The 24,079-nt window shown below is 63.5% G+C and carries 20 protein-coding genes and 1 other RNA gene; 4 read left to right on the plus strand and 17 right to left on the minus strand.

Annotated elements, in window-relative coordinates; all coding sequences use genetic code 11:
- Positions 1-436: 436 nt before the first annotated feature.
- The gene (locus BLW80_RS24440) at positions 437-1,450 is read right to left on the minus strand and encodes a D-alanine--D-alanine ligase family protein (RefSeq protein WP_093760510.1); all 1,014 of its coding nucleotides are present in this window, start codon (positions 1,448-1,450) and stop codon (positions 437-439) included.
- A 133-nt stretch (positions 1,451-1,583) separates the two neighbouring features.
- On the opposite strand from BLW80_RS24440, the gene BLW80_RS24445 reads away from it, so the two are divergent.
- On the plus strand, positions 1,584-2,393 hold the full coding sequence (locus tag BLW80_RS24445) for a bestrophin-like domain (RefSeq protein ID WP_093760512.1): 810 nt from the start codon (positions 1,584-1,586) through the stop codon (positions 2,391-2,393).
- A gap of 66 nt (positions 2,394-2,459) precedes the next feature.
- On the opposite strand, the gene murB is transcribed toward BLW80_RS24445, so the two are convergent.
- The 3 genes from murB to BLW80_RS24460 form a co-directional block, all read right to left on the minus strand.
- Complete coding sequence (gene murB, locus BLW80_RS24450) at positions 2,460-3,380, minus strand: UDP-N-acetylmuramate dehydrogenase (RefSeq protein WP_093760514.1); 921 nt, start codon at positions 3,378-3,380, stop codon at positions 2,460-2,462.
- 188 nt (positions 3,381-3,568) lie between these two features.
- A complete protein-coding gene (gene murC, locus BLW80_RS24455; RefSeq protein WP_093760516.1) occupies positions 3,569-4,972 on the minus strand; it encodes a UDP-N-acetylmuramate--L-alanine ligase in 1,404 nt (467 codons plus the stop codon).
- Positions 4,973-5,167: 195 nt separating this feature from the next.
- Positions 5,168-6,340, minus strand: coding sequence for an MFS transporter (locus tag BLW80_RS24460; protein ID WP_093760518.1), 1,173 nt, complete (start codon positions 6,338-6,340; stop codon positions 5,168-5,170).
- 130 nt (positions 6,341-6,470) lie between these two features.
- Between BLW80_RS24460 and BLW80_RS24465 the strand changes: the two genes are divergently transcribed.
- The gene (locus BLW80_RS24465) at positions 6,471-7,373 is read left to right on the plus strand and encodes a LysR family transcriptional regulator (RefSeq protein ID WP_093760520.1); all 903 of its coding nucleotides are present in this window, start codon (positions 6,471-6,473) and stop codon (positions 7,371-7,373) included.
- A gap of 17 nt (positions 7,374-7,390) precedes the next feature.
- Here the strand turns inward: BLW80_RS24465 and BLW80_RS24470 are convergent, their stop codons facing one another.
- The 11 genes from BLW80_RS24470 to rsmH all read right to left on the minus strand — a co-directional run bounded on the left by BLW80_RS24470 (position 7,391) and on the right by rsmH (position 20,405).
- Positions 7,391-8,395: a phosphotransferase gene (locus BLW80_RS24470; RefSeq protein WP_170849790.1), complete on the minus strand. Its 1,005-nt coding sequence runs from the start codon at positions 8,393-8,395 to the stop codon at positions 7,391-7,393.
- Positions 8,396-8,474: 79 nt separating this feature from the next.
- Positions 8,475-9,578 (minus strand): undecaprenyldiphospho-muramoylpentapeptide beta-N-acetylglucosaminyltransferase, encoded by a 1,104-nt coding sequence (gene murG, locus BLW80_RS24475; protein ID WP_093760524.1) that lies wholly within the window; start codon positions 9,576-9,578, stop codon positions 8,475-8,477.
- A complete protein-coding gene (gene ftsW / locus BLW80_RS24480; protein ID WP_089267347.1) occupies positions 9,575-10,723 on the minus strand; it encodes a putative lipid II flippase FtsW in 1,149 nt (382 codons plus the stop codon). Before ftsW ends, murG begins: the two co-directional genes overlap by 4 nt.
- A gap of 86 nt (positions 10,724-10,809) precedes the next feature.
- Positions 10,810-11,502, minus strand: a complete 693-nt coding sequence (locus BLW80_RS24485) for a nucleoside/nucleotide kinase family protein (protein ID WP_210185350.1) — start codon at positions 11,500-11,502, stop codon at positions 10,810-10,812.
- Positions 11,503-11,620: 118 nt separating this feature from the next.
- Complete coding sequence (gene murD, locus BLW80_RS24490; RefSeq protein ID WP_093760526.1) at positions 11,621-13,018, minus strand: UDP-N-acetylmuramoyl-L-alanine--D-glutamate ligase; 1,398 nt, start codon at positions 13,016-13,018, stop codon at positions 11,621-11,623.
- Between the two features lie 172 nt (positions 13,019-13,190).
- Positions 13,191-14,273, minus strand: coding sequence for a phospho-N-acetylmuramoyl-pentapeptide-transferase (mraY, locus tag BLW80_RS24495; RefSeq protein ID WP_093760528.1), 1,083 nt, complete (start codon positions 14,271-14,273; stop codon positions 13,191-13,193).
- Positions 14,274-14,283: 10 nt separating this feature from the next.
- A complete protein-coding gene (locus BLW80_RS24500) occupies positions 14,284-15,720 on the minus strand; it encodes a UDP-N-acetylmuramoylalanyl-D-glutamyl-2,6-diaminopimelate--D-alanyl-D-alanine ligase (protein WP_093760530.1) in 1,437 nt (478 codons plus the stop codon).
- Positions 15,717-17,174, minus strand: coding sequence for a UDP-N-acetylmuramoyl-L-alanyl-D-glutamate--2,6-diaminopimelate ligase (locus BLW80_RS24505; RefSeq protein WP_093760532.1), 1,458 nt, complete (start codon positions 17,172-17,174; stop codon positions 15,717-15,719). Before BLW80_RS24505 ends, BLW80_RS24500 begins: the two co-directional genes overlap by 4 nt.
- Positions 17,175-17,266: 92 nt before the next feature.
- Complete coding sequence (locus BLW80_RS24510) at positions 17,267-19,030, minus strand: peptidoglycan D,D-transpeptidase FtsI family protein (protein WP_231077580.1); 1,764 nt, start codon at positions 19,028-19,030, stop codon at positions 17,267-17,269.
- Entirely contained in the window at positions 19,027-19,407 is a 381-nt protein-coding gene (gene ftsL / locus BLW80_RS24515; RefSeq protein ID WP_089267351.1) for a cell division protein FtsL, read from the minus strand. Before ftsL ends, BLW80_RS24510 begins: the two co-directional genes overlap by 4 nt.
- A gap of 2 nt (positions 19,408-19,409) precedes the next feature.
- Positions 19,410-20,405 carry a 16S rRNA (cytosine(1402)-N(4))-methyltransferase RsmH gene (gene rsmH / locus BLW80_RS24520; protein WP_093760534.1) on the minus strand — a complete coding sequence of 332 codons (996 nt, stop codon included), beginning with the start codon at positions 20,403-20,405 and terminating at the stop codon, positions 19,410-19,412.
- Between the two features lie 526 nt (positions 20,406-20,931).
- On the opposite strand from rsmH, the gene BLW80_RS24525 reads away from it, so the two are divergent.
- A complete protein-coding gene (locus BLW80_RS24525; RefSeq protein ID WP_093760536.1) occupies positions 20,932-21,783 on the plus strand; it encodes an N-acetylmuramoyl-L-alanine amidase in 852 nt (283 codons plus the stop codon).
- Here BLW80_RS24525 and BLW80_RS24530 read toward each other — a convergent pair.
- The gene (locus BLW80_RS24530; RefSeq protein ID WP_093760538.1) at positions 21,780-23,039 is read right to left on the minus strand and encodes an RNA polymerase sigma factor; all 1,260 of its coding nucleotides are present in this window, start codon (positions 23,037-23,039) and stop codon (positions 21,780-21,782) included. The two genes, BLW80_RS24525 and BLW80_RS24530, sit on opposite strands and share 4 nt — an antisense overlap.
- A 4-nt stretch (positions 23,040-23,043) precedes the next feature.
- Entirely contained in the window at positions 23,044-23,394 is a 351-nt protein-coding gene (locus BLW80_RS24535) for a YciI family protein (RefSeq protein ID WP_068732310.1), read from the minus strand.
- Positions 23,395-23,593: 199 nt separating this feature from the next.
- Between BLW80_RS24535 and rnpB the strand changes: the two genes are divergently transcribed.
- An RNA gene (gene rnpB / locus BLW80_RS24540) (RNase P RNA component class A) lies at positions 23,594-24,076 on the plus strand.
- Positions 24,077-24,079: the final 3 nt, after the last annotated feature.

Consider the following 24,079-nt stretch of genomic DNA (forward strand, 5'->3'; position numbering starts at 1 on the left):
TTTCCATCGATACGCGTCGTCACGGAGTCCCCGCAAAGCTCACGCCTCGGCAGCCAAGCGCACACGCGCCGCCAGCGTTAACCTTCGGCCTTCCTGGTAAACAAAGTGTAAAGGGGATGGGCGCAGAGCGCGATTTGATGCGGCTGTGGAAGACTTTAGCCGAGGTGTGGCTGACGTGCCCGAGGGAACTGCGGCGGCTTCATGGCTGGCATCGCCGGGTTGCCAGAATTAACGCGGGGATCGGGTGGTGCGGCGGTGAATCGCTGGTGCGCTCCCTCGCCCCCTAGCGAAGCTACGCTTCGCACGGCTTGCGGGGAGAGGGTTGGGGTGAGGGGCGCTTCGATCTGCAAACGCCAGCGATGAGGAGAGCACGGTGCGCTGCCCCTCACCCGCCGCGAAGACGCGGCGACCTCTCCCCGCACAGAGCGGGGAGAGGTTAAAAGCCGCCTGCCCGTTTCACCGCGAGCTCGATCTGCCCGTTCAGGAAATCCACGAAACTGATCCCCTGGGCGTTGAGCGCCTTGGGATAGAGCGAAGCCTTGGTCAGGCCCGGAAGCGTATTGGTCTCCAGATAGACTGGGCCTTTGGCCGACACGATGAAGTCCGACCGCGAATAGCCGCGGCACGACATCGCGCGGTGCGCCTTGACCGCGAGATCCATGATCGCCGCTGAAACCTCCGGCGTGAAACGCCCGGGGCAGATCTCTTGCGTCGACTTCGCAAGATACTTCGCCTCGTAATCGAAACCGCCATCGGCCGGAATGATCTCGATCGGCGGCAATGCGATCAGCGAGCCATCGGCCTGCTCCAGCACGGCGCAGGTGGCCTCAACGCCAGCGACGAACGGCTCAATCACATAGTCCTCGGTCCTGGCCGCATTGCGCACGGCGACGAGATCCTGCTTCGCATTGACGAACATCAGACCGTAGCTCGATCCGTCACGTGCGGGCTTGGCGATCAGCTTGCCGTATTCGGCGAGCGCGGCTTCCATGTCGTTCAATGCGACACCCGCCGCGATGGGCACGCCTGCGATGGCCGCGAAACGCTTGGCGCCGACCTTGTCGAAAGACAGATTGGATGACGCCGAACCGGAACCGGTGAACGGGATGCCGCGCATTTCGCACATCACCTGCAGCTCGCCATTTTCCGCAGCGCCGCCATGCATGCCGAGCACCAGCACGCGGTTCTCGGCTTGGGCCTTGTCGAGCGCCTGCGTCAGCACGCCGATGCTGCTGCCACCGGGCTTGAACGGATCCTCGAACGGACGATCATGGGAGAGCAGCGCCGTGCCCGACGTCTCGTAGACGCGGTCATCGGCATCCCAGAACCAGAGATCCGCATCGGGCAGCGCGCTGTGCAGCGCCTGTGCGGAGGCCACCGACACCAGACGCTCCTTGTTCAGGCCACCAAACATGATGGTGATCCGCTGAGGTCTCGCCTGCTCCGTCATTGTGTCGTCTCCGAACCCATCCGCGAATCGCGCCTTTGCCGACAAGGCAATAGCATCACGCTAGCCGAGTCATATAATGCCTTGTCGGAGGCGGTTTTGCGAGCCCGCCCCGCGGTGACATGGAAGCGACCTGATGATCAGAGCCTGGCTCGAACTCTCTACCTTCGGCATCTTCGCGACGCTGGGCACCATCTATTACGGAGTCGCGCTGATCCTCGTGGGGCTGACATCCAGCCGGCTGCTGTCGATGCGGCTGAAGTCCCTCCACGGCATCGTCGCGCCCTTCTTTTCCTCGGTGGCCATCCTGTTCGGCCTGCTCACGGGCTTCCTTGCCAGCGACGTCGGCGATCGCAACCGCCAGGCCGTCCGCGCCGTTCAGATCGAGGCCGGCGAGTTGCGCAACATCCATACGCTGAGCGTGGCATCGGTCACCGACATGTCCAACATACGCGCCGCGCTGAAGGCCTATGTGACATCGGAAGTAACGGAGGAATGGCCGGCAATGCTCCTCGGCCTGAAGTCGCCGCGCACCGATGTGGCCTATGACAGCCTGCTGCGCGAAATCAGCGACCCCGCCATCACGCGCGACGCCAGCAACACGGTGCATGGGGCGCTGATGGGCGCCTCGATCCGCGCCGGGACCGCGCGCAACGACCGGCTCAGCCTGTCGACCGACCACACCAACGATCTGAAATGGACGTCGGTCCTGTTGCTCGGGCTGATCACGCAACTGGCGCTGGCGCTGGTGCATCTGGAACGTCCGCGGGCCATGCTCGCGGCGCTCACGGTGTTCGCCAGCGGCGCCATCGTCGCGCTCGGCATTATCGCGCTGCAGGAGCATCCGTTCGACGGCGCCTTCCGCGTCGCCCCTGCGCCACTGGAAAATCTGCTGAGCATCAGCGAGGCCGGACCGGCGTCGGCACTACCGCCACCGCCGAAATAGTAGCCAAAGCGTTTCCGAGCGAAGTGGTGCCGGTTCGCGTCAAGGAAACGTATCAGACAAATAGTATTACGGTGCGACGCCGATCCGCTTGATTTCCCAGTGCAGGTCGATGCCCGACTGCGCCAGCACGCGCGCACGCACGGTCTCGCCGAGCGTTTCGATATCGCTCGCTGTGGCATCGCCGGTGTTGATCAGGAAATTACAGTGCATCTCCGACACCTGCGCGCCGCCGACGCGCAGTCCGCGACATCCCGCGGCATCGACCAGCTTCCACGCGCTGTGCCCTGGCGGGTTCTTGAACGTGGAGCCACCGGTCTTCTCACGGATCGGCTGCGCGGTCTCGCGATGCGCCTGCACTTCTTCCATCCGCGCGCGAATGGCGGCGGGCTCCGTCACAGCTCCGCGGAATTTCGCTGACGTGAAAATGATCGACGGTGAGACACCGGAATTGCGATAGACGAACGCCATGCCGGCATTGTCGAAAACATGTTTCGTGCCATCGCGGCCGATGCCGGTGGCCTCGATCAGTACATCCTTGGTCTCGTCGCCATTGGCACCAGCATTCATGCGCAGCGCGCCGCCGATGGAGCCGGGAATGCCGAAATAGAATTCCAGCCCGCCGACATTCGCCGCTGCCGCCGTCTCCGCCACGCGCTTATCGAGCGCAGCCGTGCCGGCGCTGACAATGTCGCCATCGGCTGACGTTGCGCCGAAGCCGCGCGGGCTCAGGCGAATGACAACGCCTTCGATGCCGCCATCGCGCACGATGAGATTGGAGCCGACGCCGACGACGGTGACGGGAATGTCGGAGGGAAGCTTCGAGAGGAAGTAAGCGAGATCGTCTTCATCAGCCGGCGTGAACAACACCTGCGCGGGGCCGCCGACGCGAAACCATGTCAGCGGTGCGAGGGATTCATTGGCGAGCAGACGCCCGCGCAAATCGGGCATGGCGGATTTGAGTTGGGGGGTGATGTCGGGGAAGGTCATAGCGTGTTTTGCACGGTGCGAAGTGTGCACCCTCCCCCCTTGCGGGGGAGGGTGGCGCGTAGCGCCGGGAGGGGGGTAAGCCGCAGGCGCCGTCGCTCGGGGTTACCCCCCTCCCCGACCCTCCCCCGCAAGGGGGGAGGGAGCGCAGCGGCGTGTGTTGCGATGCCGATATCAAACATCAACAATCCCTACCCCAGCGCCTTCAATTCGCCCGGCAATGCGTAGGCCCATTGCGTGATGTTGCCTGCACCCAAGCACACCACCGTATCGCCACTCTTGGCGACACCAGCGACCACCCCCGCAAGCGCCGCGGACTCCTGCAGCGGAATCACCTCACGATGGCCGTGGGCGCGCAGGCCGAGCACGAAATTGTCGCGGTCGATGCCCTCGATCGGTGCTTCGCCGGCGGGATAGACGTCGGCGACGATGACGGTATCGGCGTCGTTGAAGCAGGTGCAGAATTCCTCGAACAGCGACTGCAGGCGCGTGTAGCGATGCGGCTGCACCACGGCGATCACCTTGCCTGCGGTGCTTTCACGCGCGGCGCGCAGCACGGCGGAAATCTCCACGGGGTGATGGCCGTAGTCGTCGATGATGGTGACGCCGTTCCACTCGCCGGTCTTGGTGAAGCGGCGCTTGACGCCGCCGAAGCCCGCGATGGCCTTGCGGATCGCCTCATCGGACATGCCGAGTTCATGCGCGACGGCGATCGCTGCCGTGGCATTCAGTGCGTTGTGACGACCCGGCATCGGCAGCAGCAGATTGTCGATCTCATGCGCGGTGCCGGCCTTGCGATCGCGGAACGCGACCTTGAAGGACGAACCGCCATTGGCAGGTTTCAGATCGACCAGCCGCGCATCGGCCTGCGGGTTCTGTCCGTAGGTGATAATGCGGCGATCCTCGATCTTGCCGACGATGCTCTGCACCACCGGGTGATCGATGCACATCACGGCGAAACCATAGAACGGCACGTTCTCGACAAAGTGGCGGAACGCATCCTGCACGGCATCGAAGGTCTTGAAGTGATCGAGATGCTCGGGATCGACATTGGTGACGATGGCGACATCGGCCGGCAGTTTCAGGAAGGTGCCGTCGCTCTCGTCGGCTTCGACGACCATCCACTCGCCCGCGCCAAGGCGCGCATTGGTGCCATAGGCATTGATGATGCCACCATTGATGACGGTGGGATCGAGTTCGCCGGCATCGAGCAATGCGGCGACCATCGACGTCGTTGTGGTCTTGCCATGGGTGCCGGCGATGGCCACGCAGCTCTTCAAGCGCATCAGCTCGGCGAGCATCTCGGCGCGGCGCACCACGGGAATGCGCTGGGCGCGCGCGGCCATCAGTTCCGGATTGTCGCGCTTGATCGCGGTGGAGACGACGAGCACGTCGGCGCCGGACACGTTATCGGCCTTGTGACCGACATGGATGGTGATGCCTTTTTCTCTGAGGCGATTGACGTTGGCGCTTTCGGAAGCGTCCGAGCCCTGCACGGTGTAGCCGAGATTGCACAGCACCTCGGCAATGCCGCTCATGCCGATGCCGCCGATACCGACAAAGTGAATAGGTCCGATTTCGCGCGGCAGTCTCATGGGGCGTCTCTATGTTCCATCATGCCCGGGCAACGCGAAGCGAGCTTCGCTGTACGTCCGGGCATCCAAGGCTTGTTCTAACTGATGACTCCTTCAAACAGACGTGGATGGCCGGGACAAGCCCGGCCATGACGAAAAAGACGGAAATTTGGCTTGCGGATCAGGCGAATCCGCCACCTTCGCTGCTGTTGTGCCCTACTCTGCCGCCGCGGGAACCGCAGCCCGCCCCCGGTCGAAGCGGATTGCGCAAAGTGCCACAGCGAGCGCCGCCAGCGGCGCCAATGCAGCGACCCACGGCACCGAGGCGAGCCCGCCATGATCGATAACCGCACCGCCGAGCCAGGCGCCGATGGCGTTGCCGAGATTGAACGCCGCGATATTGAAGCTCGAGGCCAGGCTCTGACCAGCACCATGGGCCTTCTCCAGCACCCACATCTGCAACGGCGGCACGGTGGCGAAGCCCACGGCGCCGAGCAGCGCCACGAATGCCACCACGGCGATCTGACTGTGAACGGCGAAGGTCATCAGGAACAGCACCACCGCCAGCGCAGCGAGACTGCCCAGCACCGTCGGCAGCAGCCAGCGGTCGGCGAGCCGTCCGCCGACCAGATTGCCGACCACCAGCCCGCCGCCGAACACCAGCAGGATCGGCGACACCGCGGTCTCCGAAAAGCCGGCCAGCCGGGTCAGGATCGGCGCGATGTAGGTGAACAGCGCGAACACACCAATCCAGCTCAGCACCGTAGTGAGCAGGCCAAGCAGCACCTGCGGACGCGCGAGCACCGCCAGATCCTGTTTCAGATTCGACGGCGCCGGCTTTTCCCTATCTTGCGGCACGAACAGCGCGATGATTGCGAAGGCGGCGACGCCAACGGCGGTCACAGAGAAGAAGGTCGCGCGCCAGCCAAACCCCTGCCCCAGCCAGGTACCGAATGGCACGCCGAGAATATTCGCCACGGTCAGACCGGTGAACATGATGGCGATGGCCGAGGCCTTTTTGTCCGGCGCCACCAGCGTGGTGGCGACAACGGAGCCGACACCGAAGAAGGTGCCATGCGCGAACGCGGTCAACACGCGTGCCGCCATCAGGCTCCAGTAGTCCGGCGCGAGCGCGCAAGCGAGATTACCCAGCGTGAAGATGCCCATCAGCACCAGCAGCACGGTTTTGCGCGGCCAGCGACTGGTGGCGATGGTCATGATCGGGGCGCCGAGCACGACACCCAGCGCGTAGCCCGAGATCAGCAGACCCGCGGCCGGGATCGACACGCCGAGGTCGCCGCCGACCTCGATCAGGAGACCCATGATGACGAATTCGGTGACACCAATTCCGAAGGCGCCGGCGGTAAGCGCGTAGAGTGCGAGAGGCATGATCCTATCCCGTGCGTGAAACGGGCCAGATGCCCGACAGCGGGAGATGTGGACCTCCGGACATTGATGAGATAGACGTGGCATAGGCACAATATTTGTGAATTGAATTCACTCAATAGATTGAAGTCAGATGTCACGACTGGACGTCAACCGCTCCGGCGAGATGGAAGTGTTCACCCGCGTGGTCGAGCTCGGCGGTTTTTCGACCGCGGCGCGGGCCTTCCGGATGACCCCCTCTGCCGTCAGCAAACTGGTGGCGCGGCTGGAAGGGCGGCTCGGCGTGCGGCTCATCAATCGCTCGACGCGCAAGCTTCAGCTCACGCCGGAAGGCAGCGCTTTCTATGAGCGCGCACTACGCATTCTCGACGAGATCAGCGCGGCCGAACGCGAAGCTGCCATCGGCGCAACACCGAGCGGCCTGCTGCGCGTCAATACCAGCGTGCCCTTCGGCCTGCGTCTCCTGCTGCCGCTGCTGCCGGATTTCGCGAAGCGCTATCCCGACATCAAGGTCGAGGTCGTGCTGACCGATCTCGTCGTGGATCTCCTGGAAGAGCGCGCCGATGTCGCCATTCGCGTTGGCTTGATGCGCGAGTCACGACTGCTGGCGCGCAAACTCGGCGAGAGCCGGATGGTGGTGGTTGCCGCGCCGGACTATCTCAAAGAGCGCGGCACACCCAAGACGCCGGACGATCTCGCTGACCATAATCTGCTGCGCTTCGGCTTTGCCAAGTGGGAGAACGGCTGGCCGTTCAAGATCGGCGGCGAAACAATCGCCGTGATGCCGTCAGGGAATGCCCTCGTCAGCGACGGCGAAGCGATGCAGCACCTCGCCGTGGCCGGCATGGGCCTCGCGCGACTGGCGCGCTTTCACGTCGAGGCCGATATCAAAGCCGGCCGGCTGGTGCCGGTGCTCGAAGCTTTCAATCCAGGCGACATCGAACCGATCCACGCGGTGTTCGTCGGCCACGGCGGACAATTGCCCGCAAGGGTGCGGGCGTTTCTGGATTATCTGGTGGAGACCGTGAGGCTGTAGCGTCCAGCATCTCGTCGTCATGCCTCCGCTGTGCCCATCACTTGAAAGGCACTGATCGGCGGAGGCAGCCCCGGCGGTTTCTCGCCCGTGAAAAATGCAGCGAGATACATCTTTCCAAGCAGATGCCTGGTCTCCAACGCGTCGGGCGCCAGCCGCCCATCGCGCAAGGCCTGCTGGAATTCCGCAAGTGTAGGAGCCGAGAGATCCGTGTCCGGCACCGAGCGCGACGCGGTCGCGACGGCGCTGAACTGGACGCCCGCATAAAACAGACGGGTGAGCGCGCGCATCAATTCGAGACGATCGCGCAGGCCGCGATCGGGCGGGTAACCGAGCCATGCCTGCAAAAGCACCTCTTCGAGTTCAGGTGACGGCGCAAAATTATCGAGTATGGTCGCCATGTCGACGACGGGATCGTTGCAATAGGCCGACTCCCAATCGACCAGCCACAGACGCTCGCCATCGAACAGAAGGTTGCGCGGCAGGATATCGTTGTGGCTGGAAACCGCCTCGTCGCTATTCCACGTATAGGCGCTACGGAGGTCTGCCAGACGCTGCGTGTGGGCATCGAGCACGCCAGGCGCAAACAGATTTGTGCGGCAGACATGGGCCCACAGCCGGGCGGTGATGTCCGGATAATCGACGAAGCGCCCGAACCTCGGCGTCGCCTGCAGGCGCCGCAGCATTTCTCCCAGCGCCTGTGCCAAAGCATGGGGACCGCCGGGATAGGACTGCAGAGGCTGTTCGACGATGAAGTCCATCACCGCCACACGGGCGACCTCGTCCACATGATAGAGCCGCGGCGCGATCCCTGCCTCTGCAGCGATGCGCATCGACGTATATTGATGCGGGTTGCGCAGCGGACTGGCAAAGCCCTCCATGCGCAATACGTAGCGGCGGCCGCCGGCATCCACGCGATAGACGAGCGCGCCCGAGACGCCACCCGGAATCGGCCGGATGGAATCGATGGTTGCAGAACCGACGGTCGCCCTGAGCGCAGCTTGTGCGATCCCGCGGTGCGTCATCGGAATATCAGAAAGATACTCTCCGCTCATTGTCCCCCCGGCGAACCGCGTGGGGACGACGTGTAGCAGAATCGATGAGCTAAATCTTCGCGACCTTGGCAACGAGATCCGCCAGCCGCTCTGCCGCGTCGAGCTTGCCGACCTTGCGGGCGCCTGAGGCCATCGCGGTCAACCGCGCCGGCTCGCCGGCCAGCGCCGAGATTTCAGCAGCCAGGCGATCCGGCGTGAAATCGGCCTGCGCGATGCGGAGTGCGCCGCCGGCATCGGCAAGCACACCGGCATTGGCGAACTGATCCTGATCGAGCGCACCGGGCAGCGGCACCAGAATGGACGGACGGCCGATGGCGCCAAGTTCGGCGACGGTGCCCGCACCGGAGCGCGAGATCACAAGTTGGCTCGATGCGAGACGCGCGGGGAGATCGCTGAAGAACGGCGCAAATTCGGCTTTGATCTTGAGCTTGTCATAGACCGCACGCACACGGCTCATGTCTTCGTCGCGCACCTGTTGTGTGAGCACGAGGCGATTCCACAGCGCCGGTTCGAGACGCTCGATCGCCGGCGGGACGATATCAGCCATGATGCGCGCGCCCTGGCTGCCGCCGACGACGAGCAAGCGGAATGGCCCGGTGAGATCCGGCGCTGCATAAGGCACGGCGGCGGCGGCGAGGATCGCCGGGCGCATCGGCGTGCCTGTCGTGGTGGTCTTCTTCGACAATTCGGGATCGCGGTCGAGCACGCCAGGCAGCGATGTGGCGATGGCGCTGACCTTGCCCGACAGCATGCGGTTGGCGCGGCCCATCACCGCATTGGAATCGTGGATGAGGGTGGGGATGCCGAACAGGCGCGCGGCGAACAGTGGCGGCACGGTCGGGTAGCCGCCGAAGCCGATCACCGCCGCTGGCTTCAGGCTGCGCATCAGATTTAGCGCCATCGCGGTGCCAGCAGCGAGCATGATCGCGGTGCGGGCCAGCGAGAGGGGATTGCGGGAGCGTACCGTCTCGCTCGGCACCACATCGATCATTTCGCGTGAGAACAGACCGCTATATTTCAGCGCACGCGCATCCGTCACGAGCCGGACGCGCAGCCCGCGCTTCATCAGCGCAACGCCGAGGGCTTCCGCCGGAAACAGATGTCCGCCGGTGCCGCCCGCCGCAAGCAATATGAGGGGCGCGGTGCTCATCACGCGTAAGTGCGCGCGACGTGGGCGTCGATCGCCTCGACTTCGGTGCGCGGGCGCATCCGCGTCAAAGCGAGCAGCATGCCGACACTGTAGGCCAGCGAGATCATCGACGAACCACCATAGGAGATGAAGGGCAGCGTCATGCCCTTGGCGGGGATCAGATGCAGATTGACTGCCATGTTGATCGCCGCCTGCACGCCGAACAGAATGGCGAGGCCCGAGGCCGCAAAGCGCGAGAACAGGTCTTCGGTCGCGTAAGCGCGCGACATCGCGCGGATCACGATGAAGGCAAACAGGCTGAGCACCGCGAGACAGAGCAGGATGCCGAACTCTTCGGCGCCGACGGCAAAAACGAAGTCGGTGTGGCTGTCCGGCAGGCTGCGCTTGGCGATGCCCTCGCCGGGCCCAAGGCCGAACCAGCCGCCATTCGAAAATGCTTCCATTGCCGTATCGACCTGGAACGTGTCGCCCGAGGCGGGATCCATGAAGCGTTTGATACGGCCGGCAACGTGCGGCACCAGGAAGTAAGCCATCAATAGCCCGCCTGCCGCGGTGGCGCCGAGGCCGAATACCCAGACCATGCGCATGCCGGCGATGAAGAACAGCGAACCCCAGGCCATCAGGATCAGCATGGTCTGACCGAAGTCAGGCTGCATCACCAGCAGCGACACCAGCATCATCAACAGGACGATGGCCATGGATGTGGCCGGCATTTCCGGTTTGCGTGCGGATTCCGAGAACAGCCAGGCGGCGATGACGACGAAAGCCGGCTTGGCGGATTCCGACGCCTGGATGTTGATGCCGAGAATGGTGATCCAGCGCTTGGCGCCTTTCACTTCCGGCCCGATCAGCAGGGTCGCCAGGATCAGGACAATGGAGATCGCGAACACGACAAGGGCCGAGCGGCGGATCTGCCGCGGGGTCATGAAGGACACGCCGATCAGCACGATAATCGACGGCACCAGGAACAGGATGTGCCGGTTGAAGAAGTGGAACGGATCAAGCCCGATGCGCGTCGCCACCGGCGGCGAGGCGGCCAGCGACAGGATCACCCCGGCCAGCATCAGCGCGATGATCGCCGCCAGCAGCAGGCGGTCCACGGTCCACCACCATTCGCTGAGCGGTGTGCGTTGTTCGCGAGAGATCATAAGCGCGTCCTGCGGGTCGATGAACTCCTATCGATGGGCCATCGTGGTTGCCAGACGGTTAATGGATTGTGAAAATTTGGCCCCATTCAGGGCGGCCAGCGGCGGACTGTGACTGCAGGGTGCGTGAAATCGGAATAGTCGATGACGAGATTCGCGCGGTTTTGCGGGTCGTTCTCTTGCAGATACAGGCGCTGGCCTTCGATATAGCGCCGGTTGGACGCGGCATCCACATCAGCCGATCCGTATCCGGGGCCGCGACCGGCGCCGCGCGGGATGGTGATGGTGAATGGCGCATCCAGAAAAATCGACAGGTCCCAGACGTCCCTGAGTTCCGGGCGGTGCAGAAAAATGCCATCGAAGACGAGGACAGCATCGAGATCGGCGATCGACCAGCAAGCGGCGACCGGGGCGTTCACGGTGTGATCGAAGATGGCAGGGCAATAGACGCGCGAGCCGCCGGGTCCGAGTGGATCGAGCAGTACTTTCCGCAACTCAACATAATTGTAGGAGTCCGCGTAAAAGCCATGTGGAGAGGTTTTCCCCTGCCGGTATCGGATCTCGCGCCTGTTGTGAAAGCTGTCCACGGAGGCGCGGATAACGGGCCGTCCGAGCGTGCCGATTACACGCGCGAGCGTGTCCGCGAACACCGTCTTTCCTACACCGTCCACGCCATCGATGCCGACGCGGAGGATCGAGCCCGTCGCATGATGCCGAATAAATTCAGCGATCTCTGCGATCAGTGGCGACGTGTCCTTGCGATCATCCGACGGCTCAATCATCAACGCCCCCTGTACGGTGCGATCAAATGACCTCGACTGTTGGCTCCCAACAGCCGCGTGATATTCCCTCGACTGAGCCAGAACACGTCGGCTGATACTGGATCGTGAAGATCGCGCCTTAAACCGCCCTCACCCCATCCAGCGCCAGCACCAGCTCCCTGAACCGGTCGCCGCGGATCTCGAAATTGCGGAACTGGTCGAACGAGGCGCAGGCGGGCGACAGCAGCACGACCGGCTCTGTCAGCCCGGCTTCGGCGGCATCGCGCGCGGCATTGGCCACGGCGACGTCGAGACTGACGCTGATCTCGTACGGCACCTTGCCGTCCAGGGTCTGCGCGAAATCGTTGGCGGCTTCGCCGATCAGATAGGCGCCCCGGATACGCGGGAAGAATTCGGCCAGCGACGTGATGCCGCCTTCCTTCTGCTTGCCACCGGCGATCCAGAAAATGTCGTTGAAGGACGACAGCGCTTTCGCCGCAGCGTCCGCGTTGGTGCCCTTGGAGTCGTTGACGAACAGCGTGCTACCCTGACGACCGACCTGCTCCATGCGATGGGCAAGACCGGGAAAGCTGCGCAGGCCCTTCTGCAGCACGGCTGAACTGACGCCCAGTGCCAGCGCTGCCGCCGAGGCACATGCTGCGTTCTGCGCATTGTGCAAGCCACGCAGCGAGCCGATACCAGCGATATCGACGACATCGCTCTGCGCGCCGCCGGCATTGCGCGTAATGGTGCTGCCACGAATGGTGAGGCCATCGGCCAGCGGATGTTCGACGGAGACACGCACCACGCGCTTGCCGGCTTGCTCGATGCGATCGGCGGCCTTGCTGCACCAGTCGTCATCGACGCCGATGATCGCCGTGCCGCGCGTCTGTACGCCGGCAACGAGACGCTCCTTCACCGCAGCGTAGTGCGCCAATGTGCCGTGACGATCGATATGATCGGGCGTGACGTTGAGCAGGATGCCGACCGAGGGATCGAGCGAGGGCGTGAGATCGATCTGATAGGACGACATCTCGATCACATGGACGCGGCCGGCGCGCGGCGGCTCGAGCGACAGGATCGCGGTACCGATATTGCCGCCCATCTGCGTATCGAAACCCGCCTCGCGCATCAGATGCGCAACGAGCGCTGTCGTCGTCGATTTGCCGTTGGTGCCAGTGATAGCAACGAAAGGCGCATCGGGCGCATGCAGCTTGCGCTCACGGCAGAATAATTCGATGTCGCCGATGACTTCGACGCCTGCTGCTTTCGCGGCGACGACTGTCCAATGCGGCGCCGGATGCGTCAGCGGCACACCGGGCGTCAGGATCAGAGCCGCAAAACTGCCCCATGCCACGGTGCGCAGATCGGCGGTAATGAAACCGGCCTGCGTCGCCTCGACCATCCGATCGATGCTGTCGTCACAGGCAATGACTTCGGCGCCGCCCGCCTGCAGCGCGTGGCAGGACGCGAGGCCGGAGCCACCGAGGCCGAACACGGCGATTGTCTTGCCCGCGAATGAGGTGACGGGGATCAAAGCAACGCTCCGTTTGCTTTCTTGTCCCCTCTCCCCTTGCGGGAGAGGGTGGCGCGTAGCGCCGGGAGAGGGGTGGCAACAAGCGACGTCCGGCGTGCGTGGCACCCCTCTCCCCGGCCCTCCCCCGCAAGGGGGGAGGGAGCACTACGCGCGGCGCTCCATCTCATTTCAATCACCGCAGCTTCAGCGTGGAGAGGCCGACCAGCGCCAACATCACCGAGATGATCCAGAAGCGAATGACGATCTGCGGCTCGGTCCAGCCCTTCTGCTCGAAATGGTGATGGATCGGCGCCATACGAAAGACGCGCTTGCCGGTAAGCTTGAACGACGTGACCTGCACGATCACCGACACGGCCTCCAGCACGAACAGGCCACCGATCACCGCGAGCACGATCTCGTGCTTCACGGCTACCGCGATCGAGCCGAGCATGCCGCCCAATGCCAGCGAGCCGGTATCGCCCATGAAGATCGAGGCCGGTGGCGCATTGAACCAGAGGAAGCCAAGCCCTGCGCCGAGCACCGCGCCGCAGAGCACAGCGAGTTCGCCGGTCCCCGCAACATAGTTGATCTGCAGGTAATCAGAGAACACCGCATTGCCGGCGAGATAGGCGATCATGCCGAACGAGGCAGACGCGATCATGACAGGTACGATAGCGAGGCCATCGAGGCCGTCAGTGAGGTTCACGGCATTGCCGGCACCCACGACGATGAAGGCGCCGAACAGCACGAAGAACCAGCCGAAATTCACGATCACGTCCTTGAGGAACGGGATCACCAGCGAGGAGGACAGCGGATCGCGGCCGAGCTTGACGAAGGCGAAACAGGCGGCGCCCGCGATGATGAATTCGATCATAAGGCGTGTGCGGCCGGCAAAGCCCTTGTGGCTCTGCTTGGTCACTTTGAGATAGTCGTCATAGAAACCGACGAAGCCGAAGCCGAGCGTCACGGCCAGCACGATCCAGACATAGGGATTGCGCGGATTGGCCCAGAGCAGCGTGGAGACCACGAGGCCGGACAGGATCATCAGCCCGCCCATGGTCGGCGTGCCCACCTTGACCAGATGCGACTGCGGCCCGTCGGTGCGGATCGGCTGACCCTTGCCCTGGCGCAGGCGCAGATTGTCGATGATCCAGGGTCCGAACAGGAACACGAACAGTGCGCCGGTGACCACTGCGCCGCCGGTGCGGAAGGTGATGTAGCGGAACACGTTGAACACCGGCACGGTGCCCGCGAAGTCGATCAGCCAGTAGAACATTCAGTCCGCCCTATACCGCGGCGTCGTCGAGCGCGGCGTTGCCGGGAAAGCGCTTTTCGAGCGCGGAGACAATCGGTTTCATCTTCGAGCCGAGCGAGCCCTTGACCATGATGGCGTCACCGGCGCGGATCGCGGCCAACACCTGCGATTCGAGCGCCGCCGCATCCCCGGCATAGCCGCCCCGCTTGCCCGTGGAAAGAGCATCCCAAAGATTGCGCATCAGGGGACCACAGCAAAATACCAGATCGATGCCATTGGACTGCACCGCATCCAGCAACCCGGCATGAAGTTTCGCGCCATCGGCGCCGAGTTCGAGCATGTCCCCGAGCACCGCGATGCGGCGCCCCTTTGGACCGACTGCTGCAGCGCCCAGTACATTGATGGCCGCCGCCATCGAAGCCGGATTGGCATTGTAGCTCTCATCGATCAGCGTCGCCTCGCCGCCCGACACTTCGAGCACATGGCGAGCGCCGCGGCCCACAGCGGGCACGACCTGCGACAGCGTCAGCGCGGCATGAACGAGATCGGCGCCCATCAATTCGGCTGCAGCCAGCACCGCCAGCGAATTCATCGCCATGTGGCGGCCGGGCATACCGAGCTTGTAGGTGACGTCATGGCCGAGGATATTGGCATGCACGGCCGAACAGGTCGGATGCAATGAGACGTCGAGCAGCCGTGCCTCAGCCTTCTCGTCTGCGCCGAACGAGACGATGCGCGAGACGCCTGCCTTCTTGGCGCTCTTCTGCAACCGCGCGAATTGCGCATTGTCGCGATTGAGGATCGCGACGCCATTGGGCTCAAGCCCCAAAAAGATTTCGGCTTTCGCATCCGCGATCGCTTCGACACCGGCGAAGAATTCCAGATGCACCGGCTCGACAGTGGTGATGACGGCGTAATGCGGCCGGACCATCTTCACCAGCGTCTCGATTTCGCCGGCATGGTTCATGCCGATCTCGAAGATCGCAAAGCGCACGTCCGCCGGGCAGCGCGCCAGCGTCAGCGGCACGCCCCAGTGATTGTTGAACGACGCGACCGAGGCATGGGTCTTGCCCTGCGCTTCCAGCACGCGGCGCAGCGCTTCCTTGGTCGAGGTCTTGCCGACCGAACCGGTGATTGCGATGATCGGCGCTTTCAGACGTGCACGCGAGGCCAGACCGAGTTCGACGAGACCTGCGAGCACGTCGTCGACCACCAGCAGACGCGCATCTGCCGAAAACTTGTCGCGCTGCGCCGCTTCGACGACGGCGAGACCAGCGCCGGCTTTCAACGCAGCCTCGACGAAAGCGTGGCCGTCATGCACGTCGCCCTTAATCGCGAAATATGCCTCGCCCGGCTTGATGGTGCGGGTATCGATAGAGATGCCGGTAATGCCTTCCGGCAGCGCGCCCTGCACCGTGGCGCGCATCGCCTCGACCAGCGCGGCCGATGTCCAAAGAAACTCGCTCATGCAGTCCTCTTGGCAAGCGCCGCTGCGGCGGCCTCGTGATCGCTGAAAGGTAGCGTGCGGGTACCAACGATCTGTCCGGTCTCGTGGCCCTTGCCGGCGATCAGCAGGGCATCGCCGGGCTGCAGGCCTTCGACGGCCACGCGGATGGCTTCGGCGCGGTCACCGATTTCGATAGCGCCTTTCGCAGCGGCCAGAATGGCAGCGCGGATTGTCGCTGGATTCTCGCTGCGCGGATTGTCATCGGTGACAATCACGCTGTCGGCATTTTCGCTGGCGATCTCGCCCATCAGCGGCCGCTTGCCGGCATCGCGATCACCGCCGGCGCCGAACACCACGACGAGCTTGCGCTTCGCATAGGGACGGAGCGCCTGCAGCGCTTTCGCCAGCGCATCGGGCTTGTGGGCGTAATCGACAAACACCGGCGCGCCGTTGTGCGCACCGACCTGCTCGAGACGCCCCTTGGCGCCTTCGAGATGTTCGAGCGCAGCGAAAGTCGCATCGACATCACCGCCGGTACCGATCACGAGACCGGCCGCGACAAGCGCGTTCTCGATCTGGAATTCACCGACCAGTGGCAGCTTGATCTGATGGCTCTTGCCGCGATGCTCAAGTGTGAGTTTCTGCGCGAAGCCTTCGACCGTGGCCTCGACAAGGCGAATGCCCTCGCCTGCGCCGTCGCCCTTGCGGCCGACCTTCATCAGACCCAAGTGGCGCGACTGTGCAGCATGGATCACTTGCGGCGAATGCTCATGATCGGCCGCGATCACGGCAACGCCACCGTCCACGACCAGATTGAGGAACAACCGCAGCTTGGCACTGAGATAGTGCGCGACGTCCGGATGGTAGTCCATGTGATCGCGCGACAGATTGGTGAAGCCGGCGGCAGAGACCCGCACGCCATCAAGCCTGAATTGATCGAGGCCATGGGACGACGCTTCGAGCGCGAGATGCGTCACGCCCTCGCCGGTGATCTCGTCGATCTGCTGGTGCAGCGAGATCGGATCCGGCGTGGTCAGCGAGCCATAGACGGTGCGCTTCGGCGAGACGAGACCGATGGTGCCGATGCTGGCAGAGGCATATCCGAGACGCCCCCAGATCTCGCGTGCAAAGGATGCGACAGAGGTCTTGCCCGATGTCCCCGTGACGGCGGCAATGACCGCTGGCTGGCGCGGATAGAACTTGGCGGCGGCCAGAGCCAGCGCAAGGCGCGGATTGGGCGTGCGCACGAAGGGTACGGACAGATCGTCGGGTCTGTGGTCACTGGCGACAGCGACGGCACCTGACGCCAGTGCCTGTGCGATGAAACGCGAACCGTCGGTCTTCGCACCGGCGAGTGCAAAGAACAGATCGCCCTGTTTCACTGCGCGGCTGTCCACAGCCAGTCCGGTGACGGTGACGTCCCTTGCGGACTGCTCCATCACGGCATCAGGGTTGAACAAATCGCGTAGTTTCATGCTGCTCCGGGCAGGCCAGATCGAGGGACACATCGGGTTCGCAACGCCACGCAAACCGCATTTTGCACCGGCTGTAAAGCGCAGATGCGGCGTTACTGAGTCACCTTGGATGTCGCAAGAATAAGGCGGTCGGACGGCGCCAGATCGAAGCGCGGCTCAAGCCCCAAAAGCGGCGCGATACGGGCGATCACATTGCCCCCCGTCGGCACCGCATTCCAGCCCGAGGTGATGAAACCATGGGTTTCCGGCAGCGCCTTCGGCTCGTCCAGCATCACCAGAACCTGGAATTGCGGATTGTCCATCGGCAGCACAGCGGTAAAGGAATTCAGCACCTGCTTCTTGGAATAGCGGCCGTTGACGACCTTCTCGGCCGTACCGGTCTTGCCGCCGAGATAGTAACCCTTGGCCCTGGCTTCGGCCTGCCGCGCCGAACCGGTCTCGGCATTCAGGCGCATCATGTAACGCACCTTGTCGCTGGTCTCTTTCTTGATGACGCGCTTGCCGATCTCCCGCGCTTCCTCTTCGGTGCGCTTCAGGAAGGTCGGCGGAATCAGCAGCCCGCCATTGATCATCGCATTGACGCCCATCACCGCCTGCAGCGGCGCCACGGCCATGCCGTGACCGAATGCGATAGTGATGGTGTTCAGTTCGCCCCAACGCTTCGGCACGATCGGCATCGCGCTCTCCGGCAATTCGGTGCGCAGGCGATCGAGCTGGCCGACTTTCTTCAGGAAGGCCTTGTGCGCTTCGACGCCCTGCCCGAGCGCGATCTTCGCAGCGCCGACGTTTGACGAAAAAGTGAAGACTTCGGTGAGCGAGATCGGACGCGGCACCGGATGGGTGTCGTGGATCTTGAACTTGCCGTAGCTGAGCGGATAGCGCGCGTCATACATCGTATTGAGATTGGCCTTGCCGCTGTCGAGCGCCATCGCCAGTGTCAGCGTCTTGAAGGTCGAGCCCATTTCATAGACGCCGGTGGTCAGGCGATTGATGCGGTCCGGATCGTGCGCTTCCTTCGGATTGTTCGGATCGAAGTCAGGCAGCGAGACCATGGCGACGATCTCGCCGGTCTTCACGTTCGACACCAGACCCGACGCCGCCTTGGCGCTGTACTTCGCCTTGGCCTTGAGCAGCTCATCACGCAGCGCGTGTTCGACGCGCAGGTCGACGGCGAGTTCGACCGGCTTCTGCAGGCGATCGGACGCAAAGCCCGCGCGATGCAGATCTGCGAGGCCATTACTGTCGAGCCATTTCTCGATCCCCGCAATGCCCTGGTTGTCGATATTAGTCAGGCCGATCAGATGCGAGACCGCCGCACCGCTCGGATAGACGCGCTTGTTCTCGCGCAGGAAGCCGATGCCGGGAATGCCGAGGCGATGAATGTCGCGCTGCTGCTGCGGCGTGATCTCGCGCTTCAGCCAGGCAAAGCCCTTCTTGCTCATGATCCGCTCACGCACTTCGGCGCCGTCGAGATCGGGCAATGCGCCAGTGAGCAATTCGACCGCTTCGTCCTTGTCGATGATGCGGCGTGGCTCCGAGAACAGCGATGGTGACTTCACGTCGGTCGCCAGGATCGCGCCGTTGCGGTCGACGATATCGGGACGTGCAGTGGCGATAGCGTCACGCGTGGAGCGGCGCTCCGCATGGGTGTCGCCGTTGACGGCGAACATGATCAGGCGCACGGCAATGATGCCATACACGCCGCCGAACGCGATCATCGCAAGACCGACGCGCGCGCGTGCCTTCGCCGCACGATCGACGTTGCGCCCGTAGAGCAGGCTGCGGATCAGACGCTGGCGCCAGGGCTCCGGCGGCCGGGTGATCGGTTTGTTCGGGTCGAGTTGCGGACCTGTCACTGCGGATCCTCCGGCGCCGGCAGCGAACCGGTCACGATATCCGGATCGATGGTATGGATCATCGCGCCGATCGGATCTGGCTCACCGGGCTTGGCAAAGTTCGGCGGCCGATCCGGCAGATTCTTCATCGTGTCGAATTGCTGCGCCGTCACCGGCTGCAGCTTGAGATGACGTTCAGCCAGACCCTGCAGCCGCATTGGCGCATCGAGCTTGGCCCATTCGGCGCGCAACGACGCGATCGCATCGCGCTGTTCGCGAATATCGGCATGCAGGCGCAGCACCTTCTCGGTGCGCACGGTGGATTCCATCTTGATGCGATAGACATAGGCGGCGGCGAAGACGAGAACGGCGATGACGAGAAGGTGGATGATCCGCATGGTCAGCCTCCCCTCATCACAGAGGCAAGCGTCGGCCAGCCCGGCAACGGGCCGGCATCCTGTGCCGGCGCGTCGGTACGCTCGGCGCCGCGCAGCTTCGCAGAGCGCGCGCGCGGATTGGCCTTGAGTTCTTCGTCGCCAGCAGTGATCGGGCGCTTGTTGACGAGCGAGAAGCGCGGACGGGATTGCGCGACCTCCGGCAGATGCCGCGATCCGCCGCCGGTCTTGCTGCGTTCGGTCATGAAATTCTTGACGATACGGTCTTCCAGCGAATGGAACGAGACCACCGACAGCCGGCCGCCCGGCTTCAGCACGCGCTCGGCGGCGGCGAGCGCAGTGTGGAGTTCGTCGAGCTCTGCATTGACGAAGATGCGCAGCGCCTGGAACGTGCGCGTCGCCGGATGGATTTCGCCGGGCTTGGCCCACACGACCTTCTGCACGATATCGACGAGCTGTTTCGTCGTTTCGACCGGCGCTTCCTTGCGCGCCGCGACGATCGCGCGCGCAACAGAGCGGGAGTGCCGTTCCTCGCCGAAGATATAGATGATATTGGCGAGATCGGCCTCGGAGGCCTTCGCCACCACATCGGCCGCGGTCGGCCCGTGCTGGCTCATGCGCATGTCGAGCGGGCCGTCGAAACGGAACGAGAAGCCGCGTTCGGCCTGATCGATCTGCATCGACGACACGCCGACATCCATCACGACGCCATCGACGAGCGGCTCGCCCTGGGCGGCACACACATGGGCAAGATTGGAGAAGCGATCCTCGACCAACGTGAGACGGCCGTCGGACGCGTCGACCAGATCGAAGCCACCGGCGATGGCCGTCCGGTCGCGATCAATGGCGATGACGCGGGTTCCCTCGGTCGCGAGAATGGCGCGGGAATAGCCGCCTGCGCCGAATGTGGCATCGACATAAATACCACCGGCGCGCGGGCTCAGCATATCGACGGCTTCAACACCGAGAACGGAGATATGTCTTGTATCGGGCGTGCTCATGCGCGCGCCGGCCGGAGGCGTGCAGACAGCGCGTTCCGTTCCTTCGCATCGAGGCGCAAAATCAAACTGGACACGAACAGGCCCATGTCGCCTCAACTGTCGGCGCGCCGCCTGGCTTTTCCTCCTGAAAAGCCCGGTCGCCGCGCGATTGCGGGTTCCATTCGACGCGCCGCCCGCGTTTTGCGCGAGGCAGGCCTGATGTCCGCATGGATTTGTCGGGATTGCCATGGGATCAGAACGCCGGGATCTGAGCGACAAAATGGAACTTTGGCCGCCCTTTTCAGGTTGGCTCTTCACCACTCAGTAACGGCACTTAGCGTTAAGAAAGCGTTGATGGGTTGGAGAGCAATCGATCAATTGCAAGTGCCGGTTTCATCGTAGTGCTGATGCTTTAAGCCCACAGTGGATAAAAATGGGGCAAAACTGTCATGCAGTCGTTGCATAGCAAGGTGTCGGTCGAGGATAGTACGCGCCTGCGGCGCAACCGATATGTGTCGCTGTTCTCGTGACTGATTTGAGTTTTCTGATGGCTTCACCTACGTCCGCCCCCGCTGGATCCGACTCCAAGCGTCAACGCGCCCTCCCGATTCCCAAGGGCGCCGCGGACATGCCGACCTTTACCCCGGATTCATCCGTCGTTTCCGACGTGATCCCGTCGCCGAATTTCGGTGAGCGTAACAAGGGCCTCGTGCCCGACATGATCGTGCTGCACTATACCGGCATGCCCGATCCGGAAGGCGCGATCGCGCGCCTGTGCAGCGCGGGCACCGATGTCTCTGCGCATTACATCGTGCTCGAGGATGGCCGCATCGTGCAGACGGTGCCAGAAGCCAAGCGGGCCTGGCACGCCGGCGTCGGCTTCTGGGCCGGCGAAGAGGACATCAATTCCTGCTCGATCGGCATCGAAATCATCAATCGCGGTCATGACTGGGGCTATCCGGATTTTCCGAGCCGGCAGATCGCCGCCGTCACCGCGCTCTGCCGCGGCATCATGCTGCGTCATGACCTGCAGCCGCATCGCGTGCTCGGTCATTCCGACGTCTCGCCCTCGCGCAAGAAAGATCCCGGCGAGAAATTCCCGTGGCACTCGCTCGCCAATTCCGGCGTCGGCCACTGGGTGATGCCGGCACCGATCGTGCGCGGCGAAACCATGAAACTCGGCGCTGCGGGCGACGACGTACTGGCGCTGCAGCATGCATTGGCGCGCTATGGCTACGGCATCGAGACCGATGGCCAGTACAATGCTCCGACCATGGAAGTGGTCACCGCCTTCCAGCGCCATTTCCGTCCGGAGCGCGTCGACGGTCTCGTGGATCACTCGACGCTGACCACGCTGCAGGCCCTGCTCGCCAGCCTGCCCAGCGAAGCGACAGCCTAGATCTCCGGATCGATCATCTCGTCCAGCTCAGCCAATCGCCGCGCGTAAAGCCGGCGCAATGGCTCAAGTTGTGTGGCCGCACTGGCCCGATGATACGCATCGCGGGCGGCATCGCGCCGGCCAAGACGGCGCAACAGGTCGGCGCGCACGGCCGGCAGCAGATCGTAGCCGTCGAGTCCGCCCCTCGCCTGCAATGCGTCGACCAGATTCAAGGCACGCAGCGGACCATCGACCATCGCCACCGCGGCGGCATGGTTGAGCTCGATTACCGGCGATGGCCTGATCCGCAGCAGGACTTCGTAGAGCCCAGCGATCTGCGGCCAGTCGGTGGCTTGATAGCTTGGCGCCTGCGCATGCAGCGCGGCGATCGCGGCCTGCACTACGTAGTCATCGGGTCGGCCCGGAGCGTGCAACGCGTCCTCTACCAGCCGCAATCCCTCGACAATCTGTTGGTGATCCCACAGCGACCGATCCTGCGCTTCCAGCAGCACGATATCGCCATCCGCCGTCGCACGACCGGAGCGGCGCGCGTCGTGCAGCAGCATCAGCGCCAGCAGGCCTTTGATCTCGCGGCGCTGCGGCATCAGCGCATCAAGCAAACGAGCCAGCCGGATTGCTTCCCGCGCCAGGTCCGGCCGCATCAGATCGTCACCTGATGTGGCAACGTAGCCTTCGGTGAAAACCAGATAGATCACGGCCAACACGCCGCGCAGGCGCTGTTCGAGCGCATCTCGCACAGGCACTTCATAGGGAATTCCGGCGATGCGGATCTTCTGTTTGGCCCGGACCAGACGCTGCGCCATGGCGTCTTCGCCGATCAGAAACGCCCGTGCCACCTGAGCGGTGCTCAATCCACAGACGGTTCGCAGCGTCAGCATCACCTGCACCTCTACGGCGAAAGCCGGATGGCAACAGATGAAAATCAGCCGCAGCATGTCGTCGTCGAGAAGAGCGTCATCACAGCGATCGTCATTTGCGCACGCATTCAGCAACAGCTCGTGCGTCACCTGTTCCTGCTTGTCGCGAAACGAGACCAGACGCCTGACACGGTCGATCGCCTTGTTGCGCCCGACATTGACAAGCCACGCACGCGGATTTTCCGGCGGCTCGGCGGCGGGCCATTTTTCAAGCGCAACCGCGAAGGCATCCTGCAACGCATCTTCAGCCAAATCGAAATCGCCGACGAGGCGGATCAGCGTCGCCAGCGCGCGACCCGCCTCGTTGCGAAAGATCCTGTCGATTTCGGCCAGCGTCATGGTGTCAGTTATAGACCCAGATCGGCCGCACCTCGATCGAACCGACCCGCGCACTGGGAATCCGCGCCGCAATCGCCAGTGCGGCATCGAGATCCTTCGCGTCGACCAGATAGTAACCAGCGAGCTGTTCGCGCGTCTCGGCGAACGGACCATCGGTGGTGAGCATCTTACCGTCGCGCACCTGCACCGTGGTCGCTGTGGTCGTCGGTTGCAGCCGGTCACCAGCCTTGAAATTGCCGCTCTGGACGATGGACTGGGTGAATGCGCCATATTCCTCAAGCATCTTCTTGCCTGTGGCGGCGTCCATTTTCGCGTACTCGGCTTCGTTCTGGTAGATCATCAGCAGATACTGCATTGCGTTCTCTCCTCTTGAGCGGCGCATTCGCCGTGACATGGGCATGATCGGGTCCGAAAACTGGTTGCCACTTTCCGGGATCATGCGGTCAGTCGAACGAACCGGCAGCAGAACGACATCTTCAGGATAATTTATTTTGGCAAAGACTGCGCGCGTTCCTGGCTTGACGCCACGGCCCTGAGCCTCCATGCCTGTGCCGTCAGTCGGCTGGACGGCCGCTCCCGCTACGGTCGAAAGGCTGCGGGAGAGGAAAGTCCGGGCTCCATCGACATACGGTGCCGGATAACGTCCGGCGGGGGTGACCCCAGGGAAAGTGCCACAGAGAACGAACCGCCCTCCTACGCAGCTTCGCTGCTTCGGCGCGACAGGCCCTCGGGCTCGCCACGCCGCAACCCGCAAGGGTGAAGGCGGGTAAGGGTGAAAAGGTGCGGTAAGAGCGCACCGCGTATCCGGCAACGGAAACGGCATGGCAAACCACACCGGGAGCAAAACCGAATAGGGACGGCAAAGCAGTCAGTTCGCTCACCTTGAGCGATAACACTGCGGGGCGATGTCTTGCTCGCTGTCCGGGTAGGTTGCTTGAGGCCATAGGCAACTATGGTCCCAGAGGAATGGCCGTCACGTATCGCCGGTGCAAATCGGCGATGCCCTACAGAACCCGGCTTACAGGCCGGCTGATAACTTT

The sequence above is a fragment of the Tardiphaga sp. OK245 genome (assembly GCF_900108575.1).
Taxonomy (GTDB): Bacteria; Pseudomonadota; Alphaproteobacteria; order Rhizobiales; family Xanthobacteraceae; genus Tardiphaga; species Tardiphaga robiniae.

Excerpts from the sequence above, each read along its gene's own strand:
- BLW80_RS24535 (WP_068732310.1), bottom strand. The coding sequence starts at position 23,394 with ATGCAGTATCTGCTGATGATCTACCAGAACGAAGCCGAGTACGCGAAA.
- BLW80_RS24465 (WP_093760520.1), top strand. The coding sequence starts at position 6,471 with ATGTCACGACTGGACGTCAACCGCTCCGGCGAGATGGAAGTGTTCACC.
- murB (WP_093760514.1), bottom strand. The coding sequence starts at position 3,380 with ATGACCTTCCCCGACATCACCCCCCAACTCAAATCCGCCATGCCCGAT.
- mraY (WP_093760528.1), bottom strand. The coding sequence starts at position 14,273 with ATGTTCTACTGGCTGATCGACTTCGCGGGCACCGTGCCGGTGTTCAAC.
- ftsW (WP_089267347.1), bottom strand. The coding sequence starts at position 10,723 with ATGATCTCTCGCGAACAACGCACACCGCTCAGCGAATGGTGGTGGACC.
- ftsL (WP_089267351.1), bottom strand. The coding sequence starts at position 19,407 with ATGCGGATCATCCACCTTCTCGTCATCGCCGTTCTCGTCTTCGCCGCC.
- BLW80_RS24505 (WP_093760532.1), bottom strand. The coding sequence starts at position 17,174 with ATGAAACTACGCGATTTGTTCAACCCTGATGCCGTGATGGAGCAGTCC.
- BLW80_RS24525 (WP_093760536.1), top strand. The coding sequence starts at position 20,932 with ATGGCTTCACCTACGTCCGCCCCCGCTGGATCCGACTCCAAGCGTCAA.
- BLW80_RS24470 (WP_170849790.1), bottom strand. The coding sequence starts at position 8,395 with ATGACGCACCGCGGGATCGCACAAGCTGCGCTCAGGGCGACCGTCGGT.
- BLW80_RS24440 (WP_093760510.1), bottom strand. The coding sequence starts at position 1,450 with ATGACGGAGCAGGCGAGACCTCAGCGGATCACCATCATGTTTGGTGGC.
- BLW80_RS24485 (WP_210185350.1), bottom strand. The coding sequence starts at position 11,502 with ATGATTGAGCCGTCGGATGATCGCAAGGACACGTCGCCACTGATCGCA.
- BLW80_RS24460 (WP_093760518.1), bottom strand. The coding sequence starts at position 6,340 with ATGCCTCTCGCACTCTACGCGCTTACCGCCGGCGCCTTCGGAATTGGT.
- murC (WP_093760516.1), bottom strand. The coding sequence starts at position 4,972 with ATGAGACTGCCGCGCGAAATCGGACCTATTCACTTTGTCGGTATCGGC.
- rsmH (WP_093760534.1), bottom strand. The coding sequence starts at position 20,405 with ATGAGCACGCCCGATACAAGACATATCTCCGTTCTCGGTGTTGAAGCC.
- BLW80_RS24530 (WP_093760538.1), bottom strand. The coding sequence starts at position 23,039 with ATGACGCTGGCCGAAATCGACAGGATCTTTCGCAACGAGGCGGGTCGC.
- BLW80_RS24445 (WP_093760512.1), top strand. The coding sequence starts at position 1,584 with ATGATCAGAGCCTGGCTCGAACTCTCTACCTTCGGCATCTTCGCGACG.
- BLW80_RS24500 (WP_093760530.1), bottom strand. The coding sequence starts at position 15,720 with ATGAGCGAGTTTCTTTGGACATCGGCCGCGCTGGTCGAGGCGATGCGC.